Source organism: Burkholderia sp. F1, from assembly GCF_050813845.1.
In the GTDB taxonomy this organism is placed as follows: domain Bacteria; phylum Pseudomonadota; class Gammaproteobacteria; order Burkholderiales; family Burkholderiaceae; genus Burkholderia; species Burkholderia ubonensis.
On the sequence record NZ_CP172422.1, the window covers coordinates 3,154,790 to 3,175,158 of the forward strand.

A 20,369-nucleotide genomic window follows, 5' to 3' on the forward strand; every position below is an offset into this window, starting at 1 on the left:
TATGAGTCATCTCTAAACACGCGGCGCGGAGATACGACTCAGGCGCTGGTCTGAGTTAATCGTTTTTTTACCCGTACTACGGGCCGTCGCCGGGACGCGCGTCCGATTCCGGCCGGGATCCGCGGCCGCGATGGTTTACATTCGTCACCTGAACCTCGATCCGGACACCATCCATGACACCCGGCAACCTGATATCGAGCCCGTTGGGCGACATCGTCGTGCGCGTGGAAGACGACTGCCTGACGGGTCTCTTCTTCGTCGGGCAAAAGTATTTCCCGTCGATCGCGATCGCGACCAGCGAGCAGCCCCTGTCGCCGGTGGCGCAGCAGGCTCGGGAAGAAATCGCCGAATACTTCGCCGGCGCGCGCACGGCGTTCTCGGTGCCGCTGCATCTGCGCGGCACCGGATTCCAGCGGCGCGTGTGGAAGGAATTGCTGGCGATCCCGTTCGGCGCGCTGGCCTCCTATGGCGAGCTGACGCAGCGCATCGGCCTGCCCGTCAGCGCCGCGCGCGCGGTCGGCGGCGCGGTCGGGCGCAATCCGGTGTCGATCATCGTGCCGTGCCATCGCATCATCGGCGCGACGGGCAGCCTCACCGGCTATGCGGGCGGCATCGACAGGAAGCGCGCGCTGCTGTCGCTCGAAAGCGCCGGCCGCCGCTCCGGCAGCGACCATCCGGCGCAATACGTGCTGGCGCTTTGACAGGCGGCTTGCGACGGCGCAGCGCGCCGCGCGCGGCCGTCAACCCGACTTGACGATGCGCCGCGCCGCCTGTTTCGCAAACGCGCCGGGCGTGACGTGGAATTTCTGCTGGAACAGCCCGATGAACGACGACGTCGAGTCGTAGCCCAGCCGCGCCGCCACCGCGCCGACCGCCTCGCCGCCCTCGAGCAGCGGCAACGCCGCCAGCAGGCGCACGGCCTGCCGCCATTCGGTGAACGACAGCCCGGTGTCGTGACGGAACAGGCGCGACAGCGTGCGGCGCGTCGCGCCGACCTGCTGCCCCCATGCGTCGAGGCTGCGCGCGTCGCCGGGATCGGCGTGCAGCGCGCGGGCGATCTTCAGCAGGCGCGGATCGCGCGGCAGCGGCACGGTCAGCGGCGCCGGCCGCAGGCGCTGGATGCGATCCGCGATCAGGCAGGCGAGCGCGCCGTCCGGCCCCGCTTCGTCGTAGTTCACCGGCAGTTCCGCGGTCGCGACGACCAGCTCCCGCAGCAGCGGCGTCATGCACAGAATCCGGCACGTGTCGTCGACGCCGTCGCCGACGATCGCCTCGTCCAGATACAGGCTGTGGAATGCAACGCAGTCGCGCGTCGCGACCGCGTGCGGCACATGCGGCGGAATCCACATCGCATAGTGCGGCGGCAGCAGATGACGCCCGTGCGGCGTGTCGACCTCGATCACGCCCACCGTCGCATACAACAGCTGCGCCCACGGATGGCTATGCGCATCGACGCTGACGTGCCCCGGAATCTCGAACGCGCGGACGTACAGCGGCCTCGGCAGCCGCGTCATCTCCGGCACCGCCGGGACGGCATAGGGTTGGGCCGACGATTGTCCTGCCAGCAGCATAAGACGTCCTCCGAATGCCATTCCGTGCACGGGCGCGGTGATACCTTGACGCACCTTCACCCGACACGGCACGTGTTCATGAGCGCGCACACTACCACCAATCGCAAAACCGTCACCTCGATCCGCACGACGAAAGGCGCCGGCCGCCTCGTCTCGCTGACCGCCTATTCGACGCCGATGGCCAGACTCGTCGACGCAGTCGCGGACGTCATCATCGTCGGCGATTCCGTCGGCATGGTGCTGTACGGCATGCCGAGCACGCTCGGCGTCACGCTGGACATGATGATCGCGCACGGCGCGGCCGTCGTGCGCGGCGCACAGCAGGCGTGCGTCGTCGTCGACCTGCCGTTCGCGACGTATCAGGAATCGCCCGCGCAGGCGTTCCGCTCCGCCGCGCGCCTGCTCGCCGAAACCGGCGCGCAGGCCGTGAAGCTCGAAGGCGGCGCGGAAATGGCCGACACGATCCGCTTCCTGACCGAGCGCGGCGTGCCCGTGATGGCGCACATCGGGCTCATGCCGCAGCAGGTGAACGCGACCGGCGGCTTCAAGGCGCAGGGGCTGGAACCGCGCGCCGCCGAACGCATCTTCGCTGCCGCGCGCGCGGTCGAGCAGGCCGGCGCGTTCAGCGTCGTCATCGAGGGCACCGCCGAAGCGCTCGCGCGCCACATCACGGCCGCGCTCGCGATTCCGACGATCGGCATCGGCGCATCGCCCGCATGCGACGGCCAGGTGCTCGTGACCGAGGACATGGTCGGCGGCTTCGACACCTATACGCCTCGCTTCGTCAAGCGCTATGCGGACGTCAACGCCGTGATGCGCGACGCGATCGCGCAATACGCGCACGACGTCCGGCACAACGCATTTCCCGAAGCGCAGCATTGCTTCGGAATCGGCAAGCCGCTGCAGTTGCTCGGCGCGACGGACGACGCACGCGCCGCTTGATCCCGGCGCACGCGCACCGGCATGCATCGGCAGCGATGCGTCACGTCCGCCGGCGCAGCGCATGCGCGACCGGCGCATTCGCCTCGAACTTCGCGCGATGTGTCGAGAAGAACGTCCGCACGTTGCGGACGTTCGACGCCTCGGTAAACAGCCGTCTCGCGAACGCGTCGTAGTCGGCCACGTCCGCGAGATCGGCGATCACGACGAAGTCCGGCCCCGGCGACACGCGGTAGCACTGCGTGACCGCCGGTTCCGCGCACACGTAGTGCTCGAACGCGTCGTAGTCCTCCGCCGTCTGCCGGTCGAGGCTGATCTCGATGATCGCGGTGACCGCAGAGCCGATCATCTGCTGATCGAGGATCGCGACCTGCCGCCGGATCACGCCGGCGTCCCGCAGCCGGCGCACCCGGCGCAGGCAGGTCGGCGGCGACGACAGCGCGCGCTCGGCCAGCTCCAGGTTCGACACCGACGCATCGTCCTGCAGGATCGCGAGGATGCGGAGATCGAGATCGTCGAGGGTCACGCTGGCCAAGGGGCCTCCCGTTCTTTCAGGCTGAAATTTAATTTCAACATGATACGCGATGATCTTTGCGTTTCAATAATTCATGTTTTTTGAAATTTAATTCCAATTCATCGCCTCTACCATCGCTGTCAGTGATTGAAACAGCACCTTCTACGGAGCGCGATATGTGTGGAATTGTCGGGGCGGTGGCCCAGCGGGACATCCTGCCGAATCTCGTCGACGGCCTTAGGCGGCTCGAATACCGCGGCTACGACTCGTGCGGCGTCGTCGTGTACCGCGACCGGGCGCTTGCGCGGGCGCGCAGCGTCGACCGCGTCGCCAACCTGCAGCGCGAGATCGCCGAGCGCTCGCTGTCGGGCTACACCGGCATTGCCCATACGCGCTGGGCGACGCACGGCGCGCCGGTCACGCTCAACGCGCATCCGCATTTCTCGCCGGGCGACGACGACGCGCGCATCGCGCTGTCGCACAACGGCATCATCGAGAACTGCGACGCGCTGCGCGCGGAACTCGAAGCGCACGGCTATGCGTTCGCGAGCCAGACGGACAGCGAGGCGATCGCCCACCTGATCGATCACCTGTACGACGGCGACCTGTTCGATGCGGTCCGGCGCGCGGTCACGCGCCTGCGCGGCAGCTACGCGATCGCGGTGATGTGCCGCGACGAGCCGCACCGCATCGTCGGCGCGCGCAACGGGATGCCGCTCGTGGTCGGCGCCGGCGACGGCGAGAACTTCCTTGCGTCCGACGCGATCGCGCTGGCGGGCATCACGGACAGGATCGCCTACCTGGAGAACGGCGACGTCGCCGACGTCCAGCTGCATCGCTACTGGATCGTCGATGCGAACGGCCAGCGCGTGGAGCGCGCCGTGCAGCGCGTCGCCGCGCATAGCGGCGCGGCCGATCTCGGGTCGTACCGCTACTACATGCAGAAGGAGATCTTCGAGCAGCCGCAGGCGGTGGCCGACACGCTGCTCGACGTCACGTCGATCATGCCGGAGCTGTTCGGCGACCACGCGTGGCGCGTGCTGAACGATGTCGATTCGGTGCTGCTGCTCGCGTGCGGCGGCAGCTATCACGCGGCGCTGACCGCGAAGTACTGGATCGAGAGCCTCGCGAAGGTGCCGGCCAGCGTCGAGATCGCCAGCGAGTTCCGCTATCGCGACAGCGTGCCGAACCCGAAGACGCTCGTCGTCGCGGTGTCGCAAAGCGGCGAGACGGCCGACGTGCTGGGCGCCGTGCATGCGGCGAAGCAGACGGGCATGCTGCATACGCTCGCGATCTGCAACGTGGCCACCAGCGCGCTGATGCGCGAATGCGCATTGCAGTTCGTGACGCGCGCGGGCATCGAGATCGGCGTCGCGTCGACGAAGGCGTTCACCACGCAGCTGGTCGCGCTGTTCCTGCTCGCGCTGTCGTTGGCGCAGGTGCGCGGCCGGTTGAGCGACGACGACGAGAAGCAGCATCTGCGCGCGCTGCGTCATCTGCCGGATGCGATCGCGAAGGTGCTGGCGCTCGAGCCGCAGATCATCGGGTGGTCGGAGCTGCTCGCGCGCCGGGACAACATGCTGTTCCTCGGGCGCGGGATGCATTACCCGATCGCGCTCGAAGGCGCGCTGAAAATGAAGGAGATTTCGTACATTCATGCGGAGGCGTATCCGGCTGGGGAGCTCAAGCACGGGCCGCTCGCGCTGGTGAGTAATGAGATGCCGGTTATCGCCGTCGCGCCGAACGACATGCTGCTGGAGAAGCTGCGCTCGAACATGCACGAGGTCAGCGCGCGCAACGGCAGGCTGTTCGTGTTCGCGGACGTCGATTGCGGATTGGCGCCGGGTGAAGGGATCGACGTGATTCGGCTCAACGAGTACTACGGGCCGCTGTCGCCGATTTTGCATACCGTGCCGATGCAACTGCTCGCGTATCACGCGGCGATTGCGCGGGGGACGGATATCGACAAGCCGAGGAATCTGGCGAAGTCGGTGACGGTGGAGTGAGGAGGTTCAAGCGCATGCGGCCGTGTTCACAAAAAATGAAAGCGTTCCCGCGCCCTGACTAGAAGCGTTCCCGGAAGGGAGGCTCTTTTAGCGGAGTGGCCCGCCCCAATAGGCCTGGAACGCTTTCGCACTCGCAGGCGCACGCTCACGACTGCCCCGGCTGCTCCAGACACGACACTCGCCGGCATGATGGACGTATCCCTGTTGGGCGCAGCAATGCCCGCTGGTGTTCGGACGGCTTCGAGTTCCGCTGCGATGATGGTTCGCGCCGGACTGCCACGACCGGGAAGCCATCAGTTGGGCGGCCACAACGGGCGGGCATAGCGGCGATGTCGTGCGCCACGAGATGCTGGCTGCTGTCGAGCAGCGCTCCGCGCCACGCAGGCGAGTGCGCCCATCGAATGGCTGTCGGACAACGGTTCGGCCTACATCTCCCATCTCACACGCAGCTTCGCTCGCGAACTGGGCTTGACGCCACTGAACACCCCCGTACGTTCGCCGCACAGCAATGGCATGGCCGAGTCGTTCGTGAAGACCATGAAGCACGATTACAGACAGCAATCGTCGCTCGAGCCATCCGTGCTTGCCCCGCCTCCAACAGCCGAAAGTGCGTTTCGCATTGCGGAATCCACTTCGAATTCCCGCAGCATCATCTTTCCGCCGCTTGAAAACATGTTTTGCATCGCAAAAACCGTCACGTATCCCATTGAAAAATAAGAAAAAATAATGTCTTATGTCTTATATAAGACATCGCCAGATCGCCATCAAGCGGCGTTACTATTTGGTCATGCAGTGCGCTTCGACATACGTAGCGGCACGCTCAACCATTTGCTCAAACGCGCTTTCCTCCTAGGAGATACACATGGCCCAGTATCAAGACGACATCAAGGCAGTTGCCGGTTTGAAAGAGAACCACGGCAGCGCTTGGAATGCCATCAGTCCCGAGTACGCCGCCCGCATGCGTGCCCAGAACAAGTTCAAGACGGGTCTGGACATCGCCAGGTACACCGCCAAGATCATGCGCGCGGACATGGCCGCCTACGATGCCGACCCGTCGAAGTACACCCAGTCGCTGGGCTGCTGGCACGGCTTCATCGGCCAGCAGAAGATGATCTCGATCAAGAAGCACTTCAACAGCACCGAACGCCGCTACCTTTACCTGTCCGGCTGGATGGTGGCCGCGCTGCGCTCCGAGTTCGGCCCGCTGCCGGACCAGTCGATGCACGAAAAAACCTCCGTCAGCGCGCTGATCCGCGAGCTGTACACGTTCCTGCGCCAGGCCGACGCCCGTGAACTGGGCGGCCTGTTCCGCGAGCTGGACGCTGCCGAAGGTGCTGCCAAGGCCGCCATCCAGCAAAAGATCGACAACCACGTCACCCACGTCGTGCCTATCATCGCGGACATCGACGCGGGTTTCGGCAACGCGGAAGCAACGTACCTGCTGGCCAAGCAGTTCATCGAAGCGGGCGCATGCTGCATCCAGATCGAAAACCAGGTGTCCGACGAGAAGCAGTGCGGCCACCAGGATGGCAAGGTCACCGTGCCGCACGAGGACTTCCTGGCCAAGATCCGCGCGATCCGCTACGCGTTCCTGGAACTGGGCGTGGACGACGGCATCATCGTGGCCCGTACCGACTCGCTGGGCGCCGGCCTGACCAAGCAGATCGCCGTGACCAACACGCCGGGCGACCTGGGCGACCAATACAATGCCTTCCTCGATTGCGAGGAATTGTCGGCCGACCAACTGGGCAATGGTGACGTCGTCATCAAGCGCGACGGCAAGCTGCTGCGTCCCAAGCGCCTGCCCAGCAACCTGTTCCAGTTCCGCGCCGGCACGGGCGAAGCGCGCTGCGTGCTGGATTGCATCACCTCGCTGCAAAACGGCGCAGACTTGCTGTGGATCGAAACCGAAAAACCCCATATCGCGCAGATCGGCGGCATGGTCAGCGAGATTCGCAAGGTCATCCCGAACGCCAAGCTGGTGTACAACAACAGCCCGTCGTTCAACTGGACCCTGAATTTCCGCCAGCAGGCGTATGACGCGATGAAGGCCGCGGGCAAGGATGTGTCGGCATACGACCGCGCCCAGCTGATGAGCGTGGAATACGATCAGACCGAACTGGCGGCGCTCGCCGACGAAAAGATCCGCACCTTCCAGGCCGACGCGTCGCGCGAAGCAGGTATCTTCCACCACCTGATTACGCTGCCGACCTACCACACCGCCGCACTGTCGACCGACAACCTGGCCAAGGAATACTTCGGCGACCAGGGCATGCTGGGTTATGTGGCTGGCGTGCAGCGCAAGGAAATCCGTCAGGGCATCGCCTGCGTCAAGCACCAGAACATGTCCGGCTCGGACATCGGCGACGACCACAAGGAATATTTCAGCGGCGAAGCGGCGCTGAAAGCAGCGGGTAAAGACAACACGATGAACCAGTTCTGATACCGGTCATACCCCAAGCAAAACGCCAACCCATACAGGTTGGCGTTTCTTTATCCGGCGAGATGGCTCGCGGGGTTCTCATCGAACATCTTCCTGTGCGCTTCCATGCGGAGTTTCGACACGCATGTCGAAATTGCTAATGCTGGGTCATGTACGCGAGAAGGTCCTGCATCGACAATGCCGGATTCAGATGTTCTTGCTGCTCATAACGTACGATTGCATCAACCGTGCGCGGCCCATATTTCCCATCTGCCGGCCCGCGCAAGTAGCCACGCATAATCAATTGACGCTGAACCGCCCGGCGGACGTCGTCCCCGCTCATCGTCGGAGCAACCGCTTCCGTTGTGCCTGAGGCCGTAAATTTTGCGAGCAGAAGATGCGCTTGCGAGTCTGTAGCGGTATGGGTCATTGCATACGCAATCGCCGGCGTCGCTACCGCGCGCACCGTCGGCACCCATTGCATGGCGCCGGCCGCCCCATACAGCGCACCGACAACGGCGGCGGACGCGGAGAACACGCATGCTCCTTTCAATGGTGCCCAGTTACGCCCTCGCTGTCGGTATTCGATCGGGACCTTGCGTCGCAACAGCGCGCTTGTCATGGCGCTGAGCACCCAACCTGCCGGCGACACCAGCAACATGGCCAGCGTCGCGGATACGACAGCGAATGCCAGCGGCAGCAGCGCACTCCACGGATTCGATAGCGAAAAGTCGGTGAAGCTGTCAGCAGTCAGGATGAAACCTGCGACTGCCGGGAACGCGGCAACGAGCGCCCAAGCCGCACGCGAATTGGGTGGCGATACCTTGTCCAGGATGTGGAGGAATGCTCCTCCAATCGATACAGCCGCCTCCTTCGTGATGAAACCTTCCGCCGCGCTGGCGACGGCATGCTCGGGATTCGCCCGAGCCATCTTGTCGAGCTTCGCAAGCGCGCGCATCGCTCGGTCCAGAACCGGCAACTCACGGAAGGACGAGAAGAAATTCTTGGCCTGCCGCCTGACCTTCGAGCTGCCTCGCCTGCCATTGCTCAATGAAGCAATACGCTCCAGCTCGGGGCGCAGCAGTTGGTCAAATACCGGGGGCGTCACAATAGGGACGATGTTGCTGCCGACCGCAGCAACTTTGTACGGCTGCCGTACGACGTTCAGGCCAAGTTCGACAACGTCGGCTGCGCCCTCATAGCGTGCAACCCAGTTGTCGCTGTCGTTGTACCCCGTGCCAGCCAGTTCGAACGGGACCAATCGCAGAGCACCGGTTGGCCCTCCTCGGTCAAGGGCCCGCACGAGCGCATCGGCCGCAAGCCCTGAATGCGCTGGCACGTGCCACGATGGGCGGGCCAACGCCTGAACACGCGCGACGTCGGTGAGGAATCCATGTCCTGCGCATGTACTGCATGTCTGCGTGCCCGAGCCCCCGCAACGCGCGCACACGACACGCCCACTTCCCATGCAGAAGCCGCAACTCTCGCGTACCGTTTGCGTGTAAGTCTCGTTACGGTTGCCGTTCCATCTTGTATGCGTGACCGTTCGATCCCTCGAGCCGAGGCCCCCGCAACTCGCGCAACCGTGCCGCCCACGTCCAGAGCAGCCTCCGCATGACACTTCGCCGCTGCCACTGCAACTCCCGCATTGACGGAAAACAGAGTACGAGCCGAAATCGTGGACGGGATGAACCGTTGACGACAACTCCAGCCCGCTCGCTCCTGCGATATCGATGCGCTGCATGAACGGAACGCGAATATCGCGGTTGCGTACCGCCTTCTCGCACAGCGCCCGCAAGTGATTCTGGAAGTCGACGGTGTTGTAGCCGAAGTGCCCGCCGGATATTGACGCATTACCTTTCGACGTCGTCGTCGCGACATCGTGCTCGAATCGCCAAACGACATACGCCGTCGCAAGGTAGCGTTCGGCCGACTCGCTCGTCGGCACCACCTGTTCTTCGCGAGCGTGATTGCCGACAAAGAGATGTCGGAGGTTTTTCAGCAAGCCGCGCCCTTGGTCGCTCAGTTCCACGTTATTTTTTCCTGGTCCGCTTATTCTGCTGCCCAATCAGGCAATCTCTCACATCGGCGTAACGGCAAATCCGACCGTAACTTGAGTGGCCGGCGTGCATCTTCAGCGGCGCCGCCACGAGGAACTCACGCTATGCGCTCGAACTCCCGGCGAGCAGTTCGAAGTTGCGCGCGAAGTCGGCGAGGTCTTTCGGATACAGCACGTGGTCGCGAAAAGCGCTGTCATCCAGCTTCAACAAGTAGGCGGCTGCGGCAGCTTCAATCGCCCAATACCCGACGTACCCCCCTTTGCCGCCCTTCTTGGCTTCGAGGTGGCCGTCGTGCCAAGGTGTGTTGGACATTCCCGGATACCAGGCCTCGAGGTATTCATCGATGTCACTGATACATTCGTCTTTCGTCTCGCGATACAGGGAGAACACAAGTGGGCGATATGGGACGTCGTGGAACCAACTATCCACGTCAACGCGGCCTTCGAACTCATACGACAACAAGTCCTCGTACAGCGTGTCCTGGCCGCGATAGGCAGGGTCGAACATCTCGACGATGCGGGGCAGCAGGTCACGTCGATGCATGAGATAGCAAAAGCCGATCAACTGCATGACGTTCTCGTAGTCGCCGATGACGCCAAATGCTAGCGGTGGCTGCTCCGCATCTTCTTCAGACAGCCGTTTCGCTTTGGCGTAGCGCTCGAAAGCATCGACAACCGATTCGAGCTCCAGGCGCAATAGCCCAATGTCCGCGCCGCCCGTGTACATGAGCAAAAAACGGCGGTAGCAATAGGACGAGAGATACAGCAACGTCGCCGCCTTACGCTCATTCTCGGTCTCGCCCGTTGGCGCGATATGTTCCGACCAGTACGTAACGTTGTCACTCAACGAGGTCAACAACCACTTGAAGTAGTCCTCGCCCAGAAAGCGCTGTCGACGTTTCGAATCAAAATCTTCGCTCATGTCCATTGTCTCGTTTTAGTTCCGCGATATCGCGCTGCTGGCTTCGAGCTTGGCTGCTTCGACGTGTTGACGCGCAGAAGGCAGGTAGAACGGCACATACAGGATGTGCCGGGCATACCCGGCTCTCAAGATTGACTCCACCGAAGATTCCGGCACGGCCTGTGGAAGACTCTTCCGAATCCAGGCATCGACGTCGATCAAATCGAAAAAGGCCAACGATCAGGGCACGACGCGCTGCGATTCATCTCCGTTCATGCTCACATGCCGCTCACGGAACCGGTGCACGTCACGCTTCGGATTTTCCATGATCGCGCCGGTACTCCGCCGGCGCCTTGCCCACCAGCTTGCGGAAGTCGCGCGTGAAGTGCGCCTGGTCGAAATAGCCGAGCGCGTGAGCCAGTTCCGCCAGGTCGATCGGCTCGCCGCTGGCGAGCTTGTCGGCGGCTTCATGCAGGCGGTAGCGGCAGATCACCCACTTCGGCGTCACCCCCACATAATCGGCAAAGAGCTGCTGCAGCGTGCGCTCGCCCAGGCCGGCGCGTTCGGCCAGGTCGCGCACCTGCGTGAGACCGATGTCCTGCTGCAGCATCTGCAGGATCGCGTGGATGCGCTCGACCTGCGGATCGGGCCGCGGCAGCACACGCAACAGCAGCGACTCTGCGGCCGATACCATGCCGGCGTCGTCCTGGGCGCCGAGCACGATGTCTTCGGCTTCGGCATCGCTGCAGCCGAGCAGCGTCGACACCGGCAGCACCTTGTCGGTCAGCAGATGCACGGGCTTGCCGAAGAACGCGCGGAAGGCGCCGGGTCGAAAGCGCAGGCCGATCACGCGCCCCGCTTCAGCCAGCGTGGTCTCGAACGCACCCGACACTACGCCGAAGACACCCGTCTGCCGCCGGTCGAACACCAGGTTCACGCACGGATACGGCAGCGTGCGCTGCACATGGGGCGGCTGGTCGCGCAAATCCCATTCGACAATCCAGTGGTGATCCAGCACGCCGGCCAGTTCAGCGCACGGGTGGTAGCGATTCAGGCGGAAGCGCTGGTGGAAGGCCCGTGGGCCGACCACGCCCTTGGGTGTGTCGTTGACGTTACGCAAGTCGGTCATGGCGCAGGCGGTAGATGCGATTTCGCGATGATGCACTGCCGCAGCGGATTTTTCCAAGACGACGGCGCGCGGCCGCCCTACATTCGGATACCTCTTCCCGACCACACTCCGGAGCCCGCGATGCCGCAAGACCGCCACCTGATCCTCTACCACGCCGCGCGCAGCCGTTCGGCCGGCGCCCGCATGCTGCTTGAAGAGCTGAACGCCGACTATGACCTGCACGCGTTCGACCTTTCCGGGGGCGAACACCACGAGCCCGATTACCTGGGCATCAACCCGATGGGCAAGGTTCCCGCGCTGCGCCACGGCGACGTGATCGTCACCGAACAGGCCGCCGTCTACATGTATGCGGCGGAACTGTATCCGGAAGCCGGCCTGGCGCCGGCGGTGGGCGACGCCCTGCGCGGACCGTACCTGCGCTGGATGGTGTTCTACGGTTCGTGCTTCGAGCCGGCCATCGTCGACCGCTCGATGAATCGCCCGCCCGCGACGTACTCGACCTCGCCCTACGGCGACTTCGATGCCGTCGTCAACGCGGTCTGCGCGCAACTGGCCAAGGGGCCCTATCTGCTGGGCGAGCGCTTTACGGCGGCGGATGTGCTGTGGGGCTCGGCGCTGAACTGGACCACGATGTTCAAGCTGATACCCGAGACGCCCGTGGTGCGCGCCTATATCGACCGCATCCTGGCACGCCCGGCCATCGAGCGCGCGCAGGCGGCGGATGCGGCGCTGGCAGCGGAGCATGACAAGGCCAGGGCGGCCGCTGCTCAGGTGGAAGAAAAGGCGATCGCCGGATCCGGCGATCGCTAGGCCGCCTACATCGAGCCAATATTAGAAACGCAGGCGGGACGCAAGAGTAGGGACTCGCGTCGAAACGGGATACATCAACAGCGGCTCAAGTGGATCGCCAGTAACCATCGCCAGGCCGGTGTCGGCGCCCCCGAACGGACGCCAACTCATCTCGGCTTCCTGCGCGCTGGATTCCACGCGTCCTTCCTGCCTGCCGTCGATTCCATCAGCCACTCGCGACCCATCGAGCGCTCCGGGACCGCACTTCGCTTTCGCTCGGCGCCTAGACCGAGGACTGAACACACACGTGAAACAGTCGTTCCGGAAGAACCACGCCTCCGTACGGAACAGCAAACGAAGTCAACAGAATTCTTCCTGATTATTTACGAAACGCACCCGAAAGGCCGCACAGTTTCAAAAAATCAAAAACAACAACAAAGGCAACGAGGTCAAATCACCCCACATAATTCCCATTGAAAATCCGCCGTCACGGCAAGGTTCGAGTTATTTTCCACAGACGGCGCCGGCAAGACATCCGCGAAAATTACTGATACAGTAGACACGTGCGCATGCTAGATTGAAATGTGAACGATAATTTCCCGAAACTATCCAGGGGATTTTTAATCAATTCGTTTACAATGCGCCGGACCACCTTCGCACCTCACAGGGCTACGCCATGAAATGCGACAGCGCAATTGCCAGCCTCATAGAAAATTTTCCAACTTCGGCAAGCCTGAAGGAAGCGGATACCGGCAGATACATTGTAAATAACCTGCACAACTCACTTCAATTTGGAATAAAAAACCCAAAGGATCTTTTGGGGCTGACGATACAAGACATCAGATTCAATCAGCCCGAGTGGGGAACACAGTACGCAAAGTCGATCGAGCGCCTGGATTTTTCGGCGCGCGATAAAAAATCCCACGTGATCGGCAGACACCAATTCCTCGACGATTGCGGAGAGGCGCAGGTCGAGGAAATGGTAAAATTCCCGGTACTGGGAACTCGCAAGAACATCATTGGGATCGTCACCTATCGGCACGACATTACTCGAACTCTCCCGCCGATCAATGTTTATCTGCTTAACAGGAAATTTTATAACACGGCAACGTCGATCGAACGAACGCTCACCTATTTCAAGGTCCACCAGCATTTCATTACTCCCTTGACGGATGCTCAGGTCCGCGTTTTTCTTTTAAGATCGGAGCGACTCAGCACCAAGGAAATCTCCCGATTCCTTCGCATCTCGGACAGAACGGTAGAGTGCCATTTCGCCGCCCTGCGCAACAAGGTAATAGACGGAAACCTTCCCTACGTCCTGTCTCTTGTGAAAGAAAGCGTTTCATGCGATCAAGATTTGACCCAATCCTGAAAATAGCGCTCACGGCCAATCTTTTTGAATGGTATGAATTTTCACTGACCGCCTTCATGGCATTGGAAATCGGCCGACTATTCTTTCCTCCCGCAAGTGACAAACTGGCGCTGGCGCTGAGTTTTTCGGTGTTCGCGAGCAGCTACCTGGCACGCCCGTTCGGCAGCCTGTTTTTCGGCGCCTTGGGCAATCGATACGGCACCGGCACGGCGCTCAAGTTCAGCATGCTGGGAATGGCGACGCCGGCGTCGCTGATCGCATTCCTGCCGACTTATCAGGCGGCCGGCTACGTTGCGACTATCCTGCTGCTGACATTGAAAGTGCTGCAAGGCTTTTGCGCCGGCGGGGAAATGCCATTAAGCGGATATTTCGTGTCGCTCAACGCGAATGACCGGAATCGCGGACCTTATTGCGCGTTCGTCGTGGTCAGCGGATTCATCGGCATGCTATTGGCGTCAGGCACCACGTTCGGCCTGCCGTATCTTGCCAAGGCGCTGCACCCTCTCGCGGACCGGTCGACTGCGGGGCACTGGTCCGAATCGTGGCGCTGGCCGTTTTTGCTCTGCATTCCGTTGTCACTCGCGATCTACTCGCTCAGGTCGTCGGTCAGCAAGGGCCTGAGCGCGCAGGCGCGCCGCACTTCGCGCCGGAAGCCGGCCTTGCCGTTGGTGCAGGCTTTCATCCTGGTTGCGTTCATGGAAATCGTCATCTATGCGTTGCTCGTGTGGATGCCGAATTATCTACACAGCTATCTCGGCGCATCCAGCTTCGACGCGCATTTTTCGAATGTCGTCACCTTGATCATCTTCTCTGCGTCGACGATCGCCGCAGGCTATGGCGCTCGCGTCACAAGCGCGGCCAATCTCGTCCTGGCCGGGATCGTCTCGCTGGTCTTCAGCAGCTATCCGCTGTTCCGTGTGTTGCAGACGGGCGATCCCCTTTTGCAATTGCTTGCGCAAGCCGCTTTGGCACTCATGGCCGGCTGCATCGTCGGCGTCATTTTTGTCGTTCTGGCGGACTTGTTCAAGGAGAGTTGGGGGGATGTCGGCATGGCCAGCACCTACTCCTTTGCCACTGCGATTTTTGGCGGGACCGCGCCCGTCGTGTGCGCTTACCTGATCGAAGTCACGCATCTGGTGACTGCACCCGCAATCTATATTCTGGTAACGGGTTTGCTGGCCGCTCCCGTTGCGTACAGCCTGGCGTCGACGCAACGCGGCCGGATGCGTTTGCGCGTATCAGACTGATCTCCGACAACGATACCGGCCACCCTTTGTATTTCATCGCCTGTCACCCAGCCCGATGCAGCATTCAACCAAGTTGCCGTTGACCTATCTGGTCACGCCGGAACCCTCGGCTGACACACCGTTAGCCGGTTTTCTCGTGGATCTCGAACGCGCGCTGAAGGCGGGCATCCGCCTGGTTCAGCTCCGCGCCAAAACCGTGACGGCAGCGCAGTATGCGTGGCTGGCCGGACAAGCGTTGACGTGTTGCCGGCGCTACGATGCACGGCTGCTGCTGAACGCGCCACCTGACTTAGTAGAGACACTGCAGGCAGACGGCGTACATCTCACCAGCACTCGCCTGATGGCGTGCTCGAGCAGACCGTTGCCTGCCGGATTCCTGGTTTCCGCTGCATGTCACGACGCCTGCCAGATACGGCATGCCAATCGGATAGGGGTCGACCTATTGACCGTCTCGCCGGTTCTGCCGACTGCAACGCATACCACTGCCGAGCCGCTTGGCTGGCCGCGCTTTCGCGAACTCGCTGCGCTGACCTCGATTCCGGTCTTTGCGTTGGGCGGAATGTCCGCCGATACCTTGGCCGAAGCCCGCAACGCCGGTGCATATGGTGTCGCGGCAATTCGCGCGCTGTGGGGAGGGGTTGTTGAAAGATCGTGATCGATGACGCACGGTCAGCGATCTGCTAAGCGCCATCGCCCGATGCTTCGCTTGCGACCTCGCCCGCCTGTATTCCGAAGATTTCCACGCCATCCGGCGTTGCGTGGCCGATCCGAACGGCACGTTGCTCGATCGGCGCGTTCGCGGCGCTTCGGTACCGAACAAATGACTTCCCGTCGGCCGTGATGATCGTGGTCGACGGCACGACGATCGCTCGTTCATTTCGATACACGAGAATCGACAGCCGCGCGCTCATGCCGATCAGGACGCGCCCGATCTGATCCGCGGCCAAAGGCGCCAGTGACACCTTCACCTTGTATCGGCCTACGCCAGCCTGATCTGCACCCTCCAGCGCTTCCGCCCCAAGCGACTCGACGCGCCCAGGCAACTGGATATTTTCGAAGCTGTCGCCGCTGACTTCCACCCGTTGCCCGGGCGTCAACTGACTGATGTCCGTCTCGTTGACACTCGCCACCGCACTCACCCGCTCGACGCTGGACAACGTGATCAGCGCTTGCCCCTCGCTGACTTGCGAGCCTGCACCCAGTGGAGCGCGTCCTGACGATCCACCCGGGTTGACGGCAAACGCCACCACGCCGGAAAAGGGCGCGGTGATGTTGACGTGCTCCCGCGCCCTCGCCAGTGCCGCATACCGGGCTTCGGCGTTCTGGACTTCAATCCGGGCGAGCGCGAGCTCATCCGCGCCGCCTTGTTGAACGAGTGCATTCAATTCGGATTGTGCGCCTGCGAGATTCATCCGCTGGAGTCTCTCTTGCTGTTCCAACGACTCCAGCTCCGAGCGCGACACGATTCCACGGGTAAAGAGCTGCCGTGTATCCGAGAGTTTCTGCGCGACATCGGCCATGCTCAACTGCGCGGTCGCTACGGCACGTCGCGCCCGGCTCACATCCGGACCTCGATCCCAATGCTCGGCATTCCGGAGCGCCCGGCGCGCCTTCAACACATCCGAGAACGCTTCGCGCACCCTGATATCGACCTGGGTCGTATCGAGCGCCAACAACGTGTCGCCGCTCTTGACTTGCTGTCCGTCGACGGCGCGAAGATCGGCAATGCTTCCGGAAAAGGGAGCGGTCAATGTCAGCCTGTCCGCCGGTGCGATATGCCCGGCGAGACCCAACCGAATCTCGACGGGTCGAGGTTCGACGCGAACCCAATGGACTGTCTTCGCGGACTTGTCGGGATTGCTGGCCGTTGCGACATGAAGCAGCGCCAGCACAGCCAGCCCCACTGAAATGCCTGCCCCGGCCCAGGCCACACGCCGACGATCGAACATCCATTTTCTAGTCATTCAGTGAAATGTCCCAGCTCTGCAGTGTCATGCCGAGTCGTTGATCAAGCTCGGTCTGAGCATTCAGGTATCCGATCAACGCGTTCAAGCGCGCATTTTCCGCACTGCGAAGCGCGGTCTCGAAACTCAGCACCTGGAAATTGTTCGATCGTCCGACCTGCAACTTCTCATGCTCGATCTCCAGCGTCCTGCGGGAAAGATCCAGGGCCCGCTGCGAAATCTGATATTGCCGCCAGCGGGACAGCACGTCGCGTACGGCGTCGTCGACATCCTTCCTCAGCCGCACCTCGGATTCGGCCGCCTGGACCTTCGTGGTCTCGACGCCGACCGCCGCGTGCACGTCCGCTTGACGAAGCGTCAAATCGCCAATTGGAATCTGCACCTGCACGCCGACATACCCCTGCCAGTGACGATTCGAGAATGTGCCGAAGTCACCCGCGACGCGATCCCTGCCCTGACCGGCGCCGGCTACGAGGGAGACATCCCACAACCGGTTGTTCTTCGCGACCGCGAGATTGATTTTCGCTTCCTCTTGGGCGATGAGCTGCTTCAGGTAATCGGGCTGATGCGACAGCGCCACGTCCTCGGCTTGCGCCAGACCTATCGCGGTCGTCTCCGCCCGCATATCGTCACTCGCCCTGATACGCGTGGTCAGATCGACGCCGATCAGCTGGAGCAGCGTCGCACGGCTCGACGCCAGCCGGTTGTGCGCCTCTTCGACGTCGAGTTCCTGGGTCGCGACATTGGCCTCGGTCTGGACGATATCCACCGCGGCCATACGGCCGGCCGCAATGAGCGCCTGATTCATCTCGAGCAATTTTCCCGATCGCGCCAGCGCGTCTCTCGTGATCTGGAGTTGTGCCTGCGCGCGCAGCAACTCCCTGTAGGCAATCACGGTTTGCGTGACGGTCTGCGAGACGGCCGACTGAAGGTCGAGCTTGTTGCGCTCCTCGGCGAGGCGCGCCAGGCGAACGGGTGCCGTGGCGATATCGCTGCCCGCGCCGCGAAGCAACGGCTGGATGACCTGCAACGTCACGCCGTCATCCTGGAAGCGGCCGTTGTTGCCGGTACGGCTGAACAGGCTCGTCCACGACAGGCTGAATTGCGTACCGACCTTGCTCAATAGCGTCGCGGTCGGCGCGAGCGCGCCCTGGCTCCCATTCCCGTCCTGGTTTCTCGCGCTGCTGTACTGCCCGGCCAGCACCAGTTTGGGCGTGAACCTGTCTTCGGCCACGCGCAGATCGAATTTCTGCGCGATCCGGCCCAGATAGGCGCTACGAATCTGGCGATTGCCGCGCAGCGCCAGGAAAACGGCATCCTGCAAGCTCACGTCGACCGTTTCCCCATTCAGCGATACGGAACGCGTATGCCCCATGGTCGCCTGTGACGGTTCGAGCCGCTCGGCCGACCAGGTCGTACCGTGGATCGGGATGACGAGCAGCCCCGCAAGCAGCCGCGCATGCTTATGCATCGCGCAATGCCTCGACAGGTGGCAATCGCGCCGCGGAAATGGCCGGATAGATGCCGGAGAAGATACCGATCGCAAGCGAACTGCCCACCCCGAGCGGAAGGGCGAATGGCGCAAACGCAAACTCCCATCCGGACATCCGTGCGAATGCAAAGGCCGCGCCCACGCCGAGCGCGCTCCCGAGTATCGCGCCGGCCGCGCTCACATTGACGGACTCCAGCAGAAACAGCGTGAATATATCGATCCGGCGCGCCCCCAATGCCATGCGCACCCCGATCTCCCGTCGCCGCTCGGAGACGTTCATGAGCATGACGTTCATCACGCCAACGCCCCCGACAAGGAGAGCAATGGCGCCGAGCCCCGCGAGCAGGTACGAGAAGGTTGCCGCCTGCTGCCTCAAGCCGTTCAGGAGCTGCTCCGGAATCTGGACATTGACGTCGCGCCCCGGAAACAGCGCGGTGAGACTCCGATGCAACGGCTCGCCGACCGACGCAAGATCCTGGCCGACCGCCTTTCCGACGATCGCGCTGAGCGCTGCCGCGGGCTGCACGCGCTGCAAGCCCTCGATCGGAACGAGGATCGACTGGTTGACGTCGACCGGGATCATCGGGTTGGGCACAACGCGTTGCACGACACCGATGATCTCGAACAGATAGTCTCCAATCTCGACCTTGTCCCCGGTCACGAGCGGCTGGGTGCCCAGGTTCTGCCAGACGTCCGCGCCCACCACCGCGAAGGTTGCCTTTCGATCGAAGTCCGAAAGAAAGCGCCCCGATTCCGGACGAAGGCCGATAACAGCCGCCAGCGCCGACGTTGCGCCTACGACGGAGATACTGCCCGCCTTGCCGGCGCGCCGCACTTCGAGACCATTGACGGATACCGGCGCCACATACCGAAGCGATGGCACCGCCTTTCGAATCACGTCAGGGTCGATGGTCGTCGGCAGCGCGCCGTCGCCCGGCTTGGGCGGAAACGTGACCACGACAATATCGGTCCCCATGTCCCGGAACGTGCGAAGCGCGTGCGAGGTCGCGCTACGGCCGACGTTGAGCAGCGCGACGATGGCGCCGGCTCCCACGGCAATGCCGAGCAATGCCAGCAGCGAGCGTCGCCCCAGGAGGCGCAAACTGTCGATGGACGCTTGCCAGGTATGGAGCAGCGACGGCCCCCGGCCTTCAGCAGGGGCGTTACGCATCGTCATGAGCGATTGCGGAAGTCATTTCATGGATCGCGCCGGATCGAACCTCGATGCGGCGGCGAAAGCGCCCGGCGAGCGTCGCGTCGTGCGTGACCATCACCAGCGTGACACCATGCTCCTCGTTGAGCGACAGGAGCAGCGCCATGATGTCGCCCGCGGTGGCCGCGTCGAGATTTCCCGTCGGCTCGTCGGCCAGGATGATTGACGGATTCCCGATCAACGCGCGCGCAATGGCGACGCGTTGCCTCTGTCCACCGGACAGATCCGCCGGTCGGTGGCCTGCCCTGTCCGCCAGTCCGACCTGCGCGAGACGTTCCATCGCGGCCTCGCGAGCGGCACCGCGCGCAAGCCCTCGGTAGCTCAGCGGCAACGCGACGTTATCCAGTGCGGTGAGTCTGGGCAGCAGGTTGAAGGATTGAAATACGAATCCGATCTCGCGGTTGCGGATGCGCGAGAGATCGTCATGGCCTGCCTGGAGAATATCCGCCCCGCCGAGAAGGAAGCTGCCCGAACTGGGGCGGTCCAACAGGCCCAGGATATTCAGCAGCGTGGTTTTTCCCGACCCCGAGGCCCCCACCAGCGCACACCGTTCGCCGCGCCGAATCGTCAGGCTGACATTGCGAAGCGCTACGACGAGCTGGCCTCCCATCCGGTATGTGCGGCCCACATTTTCAAGCTGGATCAACGCATCGGAATCGGCTGCTGCACGCACTTGACTCGCTCGGGGTGGATACGAGCACGGATTTTAATCATCCGGTCCATATCCAATTCAAGGAAGTAAGAGCAAAAA

17 protein-coding genes and 1 pseudogene are annotated in these 20,369 nt (G+C 62.6%); 9 read left to right on the top strand and 9 right to left on the bottom strand.

The genetic code is table 11. The features are described 5' to 3' along the window. Positions 1-173: 173 nt before the first annotated feature. Entirely contained in the window at positions 174-701 is a 528-nt protein-coding gene (locus ACFIMZ_RS32660) for a methylated-DNA--[protein]-cysteine S-methyltransferase (RefSeq protein WP_431823560.1), read from the top strand. Between the two features lie 39 nt (positions 702-740). Here ACFIMZ_RS32660 and ACFIMZ_RS32665 read toward each other — a convergent pair whose 3' ends face one another. Next, positions 741-1,571 (bottom strand): AraC family transcriptional regulator, encoded by an 831-nt coding sequence (locus ACFIMZ_RS32665; RefSeq protein ID WP_431823561.1) that lies wholly within the window; start codon positions 1,569-1,571, stop codon positions 741-743. A gap of 78 nt (positions 1,572-1,649) precedes the next feature. On the opposite strand from ACFIMZ_RS32665, the gene panB reads away from it, so the two are divergent. Then, positions 1,650-2,513 carry a 3-methyl-2-oxobutanoate hydroxymethyltransferase gene (gene panB / locus ACFIMZ_RS32670; RefSeq protein ID WP_431823562.1) on the top strand — a complete coding sequence of 288 codons (864 nt, stop codon included), beginning with the start codon at positions 1,650-1,652 and terminating at the stop codon, positions 2,511-2,513. 40 nt (positions 2,514-2,553) lie between these two features. On the opposite strand, the gene ACFIMZ_RS32675 is transcribed toward panB, so the two are convergent. Continuing rightward, on the bottom strand, positions 2,554-3,045 hold the full coding sequence (locus ACFIMZ_RS32675) for an Lrp/AsnC family transcriptional regulator (protein ID WP_431823563.1): 492 nt from the start codon (positions 3,043-3,045) through the stop codon (positions 2,554-2,556). 155 nt (positions 3,046-3,200) lie between these two features. Here ACFIMZ_RS32675 and glmS point away from each other — a divergent pair, with 155 nt between their 5' ends. The 3 genes and pseudogenes from glmS (at position 3,201) to ACFIMZ_RS32690 (ending at position 7,473) form a co-directional block, all read left to right on the top strand. Then, positions 3,201-5,030, top strand: coding sequence for a glutamine--fructose-6-phosphate transaminase (isomerizing) (glmS, locus tag ACFIMZ_RS32680; protein ID WP_431823564.1), 1,830 nt, complete (start codon positions 3,201-3,203; stop codon positions 5,028-5,030). A gap of 179 nt (positions 5,031-5,209) precedes the next feature. Next, positions 5,210-5,747: pseudogene (locus tag ACFIMZ_RS32685) on the top strand (DDE-type integrase/transposase/recombinase); the annotation flags it as partial. A 145-nt stretch (positions 5,748-5,892) separates the two neighbouring features. Beyond that, a complete protein-coding gene (locus ACFIMZ_RS32690) occupies positions 5,893-7,473 on the top strand; it encodes an isocitrate lyase (RefSeq protein WP_431823565.1) in 1,581 nt (526 codons plus the stop codon). A gap of 136 nt (positions 7,474-7,609) precedes the next feature. On the opposite strand, the gene ACFIMZ_RS32695 is transcribed toward ACFIMZ_RS32690, so the two are convergent. The 3 genes from ACFIMZ_RS32695 to ACFIMZ_RS32705 form a co-directional block, all read right to left on the bottom strand. Beyond that, a complete protein-coding gene (locus ACFIMZ_RS32695; protein ID WP_431823566.1) occupies positions 7,610-9,484 on the bottom strand; it encodes a peptidoglycan-binding protein in 1,875 nt (624 codons plus the stop codon). 130 nt (positions 9,485-9,614) lie between these two features. Beyond that, positions 9,615-10,433, bottom strand: a complete 819-nt coding sequence (locus ACFIMZ_RS32700) for a PoNe immunity protein domain-containing protein (RefSeq protein ID WP_431823567.1) — start codon at positions 10,431-10,433, stop codon at positions 9,615-9,617. Between the two features lie 286 nt (positions 10,434-10,719). Then, positions 10,720-11,541 carry an AraC family transcriptional regulator gene (locus ACFIMZ_RS32705; protein ID WP_431825423.1) on the bottom strand — a complete coding sequence of 274 codons (822 nt, stop codon included), beginning with the start codon at positions 11,539-11,541 and terminating at the stop codon, positions 10,720-10,722. A 120-nt stretch (positions 11,542-11,661) separates the two neighbouring features. On the opposite strand from ACFIMZ_RS32705, the gene ACFIMZ_RS32710 reads away from it, so the two are divergent. From ACFIMZ_RS32710 to ACFIMZ_RS32725, 4 genes are all read left to right on the top strand, one after another. Next, entirely contained in the window at positions 11,662-12,351 is a 690-nt protein-coding gene (locus tag ACFIMZ_RS32710) for a glutathione S-transferase family protein (RefSeq protein ID WP_431823568.1), read from the top strand. A 655-nt stretch (positions 12,352-13,006) separates the two neighbouring features. Beyond that, on the top strand, positions 13,007-13,702 hold the full coding sequence (locus tag ACFIMZ_RS32715) for a helix-turn-helix transcriptional regulator (protein WP_431823569.1): 696 nt from the start codon (positions 13,007-13,009) through the stop codon (positions 13,700-13,702). Continuing rightward, on the top strand, positions 13,675-14,949 hold the full coding sequence (locus ACFIMZ_RS32720) for an MFS transporter (RefSeq protein WP_431823570.1): 1,275 nt from the start codon (positions 13,675-13,677) through the stop codon (positions 14,947-14,949). Before ACFIMZ_RS32715 ends, ACFIMZ_RS32720 begins: the two co-directional genes overlap by 28 nt. A 55-nt stretch (positions 14,950-15,004) precedes the next feature. Further along, positions 15,005-15,604: a thiamine phosphate synthase gene (locus tag ACFIMZ_RS32725; protein WP_431823571.1), complete on the top strand. Its 600-nt coding sequence runs from the start codon at positions 15,005-15,007 to the stop codon at positions 15,602-15,604. Between the two features lie 25 nt (positions 15,605-15,629). Here ACFIMZ_RS32725 and ACFIMZ_RS32730 read toward each other — a convergent pair whose 3' ends face one another. Genes ACFIMZ_RS32730 through ACFIMZ_RS32745 form a run of 4 tightly spaced genes read right to left on the bottom strand, consistent with a single transcriptional unit; the run spans position 15,630 to position 20,291 of the window. Next, positions 15,630-16,913, bottom strand: a complete 1,284-nt coding sequence (locus tag ACFIMZ_RS32730) for an efflux RND transporter periplasmic adaptor subunit (protein WP_431823572.1) — start codon at positions 16,911-16,913, stop codon at positions 15,630-15,632. Beyond that, positions 16,906-18,384 carry a TolC family protein gene (locus ACFIMZ_RS32735; RefSeq protein ID WP_431823573.1) on the bottom strand — a complete coding sequence of 493 codons (1,479 nt, stop codon included), beginning with the start codon at positions 18,382-18,384 and terminating at the stop codon, positions 16,906-16,908. Before ACFIMZ_RS32735 ends, ACFIMZ_RS32730 begins: the two co-directional genes overlap by 8 nt. Beyond that, positions 18,377-19,582, bottom strand: coding sequence for an ABC transporter permease (locus ACFIMZ_RS32740; protein WP_431823574.1), 1,206 nt, complete (start codon positions 19,580-19,582; stop codon positions 18,377-18,379). The genes ACFIMZ_RS32735 and ACFIMZ_RS32740 overlap by 8 nt, the downstream gene beginning before the upstream one ends. After that, a complete protein-coding gene (locus tag ACFIMZ_RS32745; protein ID WP_431823575.1) occupies positions 19,569-20,291 on the bottom strand; it encodes an ABC transporter ATP-binding protein in 723 nt (240 codons plus the stop codon). The genes ACFIMZ_RS32740 and ACFIMZ_RS32745 overlap by 14 nt, the downstream gene beginning before the upstream one ends. Positions 20,292-20,369 lie beyond the last annotated feature (78 nt).

Bases quoted from the DNA above. Each gene is read 5' to 3' on its own strand.
- ACFIMZ_RS32715 (WP_431823569.1), top strand. From the start codon at position 13,007: ATGAAATGCGACAGCGCAATTGCCAGCCTCATAGAAAATTTTCCAACT.
- ACFIMZ_RS32700 (WP_431823567.1), bottom strand. From the start codon at position 10,433: ATGAGCGAAGATTTTGATTCGAAACGTCGACAGCGCTTTCTGGGCGAG.
- panB (WP_431823562.1), top strand. From the start codon at position 1,650: ATGAGCGCGCACACTACCACCAATCGCAAAACCGTCACCTCGATCCGC.
- ACFIMZ_RS32665 (WP_431823561.1), bottom strand. From the start codon at position 1,571: ATGCTGCTGGCAGGACAATCGTCGGCCCAACCCTATGCCGTCCCGGCG.
- ACFIMZ_RS32705 (WP_431825423.1), bottom strand. From the start codon at position 11,541: ATGACCGACTTGCGTAACGTCAACGACACACCCAAGGGCGTGGTCGGC.
- glmS (WP_431823564.1), top strand. From the start codon at position 3,201: ATGTGTGGAATTGTCGGGGCGGTGGCCCAGCGGGACATCCTGCCGAAT.
- ACFIMZ_RS32660 (WP_431823560.1), top strand. From the start codon at position 174: ATGACACCCGGCAACCTGATATCGAGCCCGTTGGGCGACATCGTCGTG.
- ACFIMZ_RS32710 (WP_431823568.1), top strand. From the start codon at position 11,662: ATGCCGCAAGACCGCCACCTGATCCTCTACCACGCCGCGCGCAGCCGT.
- ACFIMZ_RS32690 (WP_431823565.1), top strand. From the start codon at position 5,893: ATGGCCCAGTATCAAGACGACATCAAGGCAGTTGCCGGTTTGAAAGAG.
- ACFIMZ_RS32740 (WP_431823574.1), bottom strand. From the start codon at position 19,582: ATGACGATGCGTAACGCCCCTGCTGAAGGCCGGGGGCCGTCGCTGCTC.
- ACFIMZ_RS32730 (WP_431823572.1), bottom strand. From the start codon at position 16,913: ATGACTAGAAAATGGATGTTCGATCGTCGGCGTGTGGCCTGGGCCGGG.
- ACFIMZ_RS32725 (WP_431823571.1), top strand. From the start codon at position 15,005: ATGCAGCATTCAACCAAGTTGCCGTTGACCTATCTGGTCACGCCGGAA.
- ACFIMZ_RS32735 (WP_431823573.1), bottom strand. From the start codon at position 18,384: ATGCATAAGCATGCGCGGCTGCTTGCGGGGCTGCTCGTCATCCCGATC.
- ACFIMZ_RS32720 (WP_431823570.1), top strand. From the start codon at position 13,675: ATGCGATCAAGATTTGACCCAATCCTGAAAATAGCGCTCACGGCCAAT.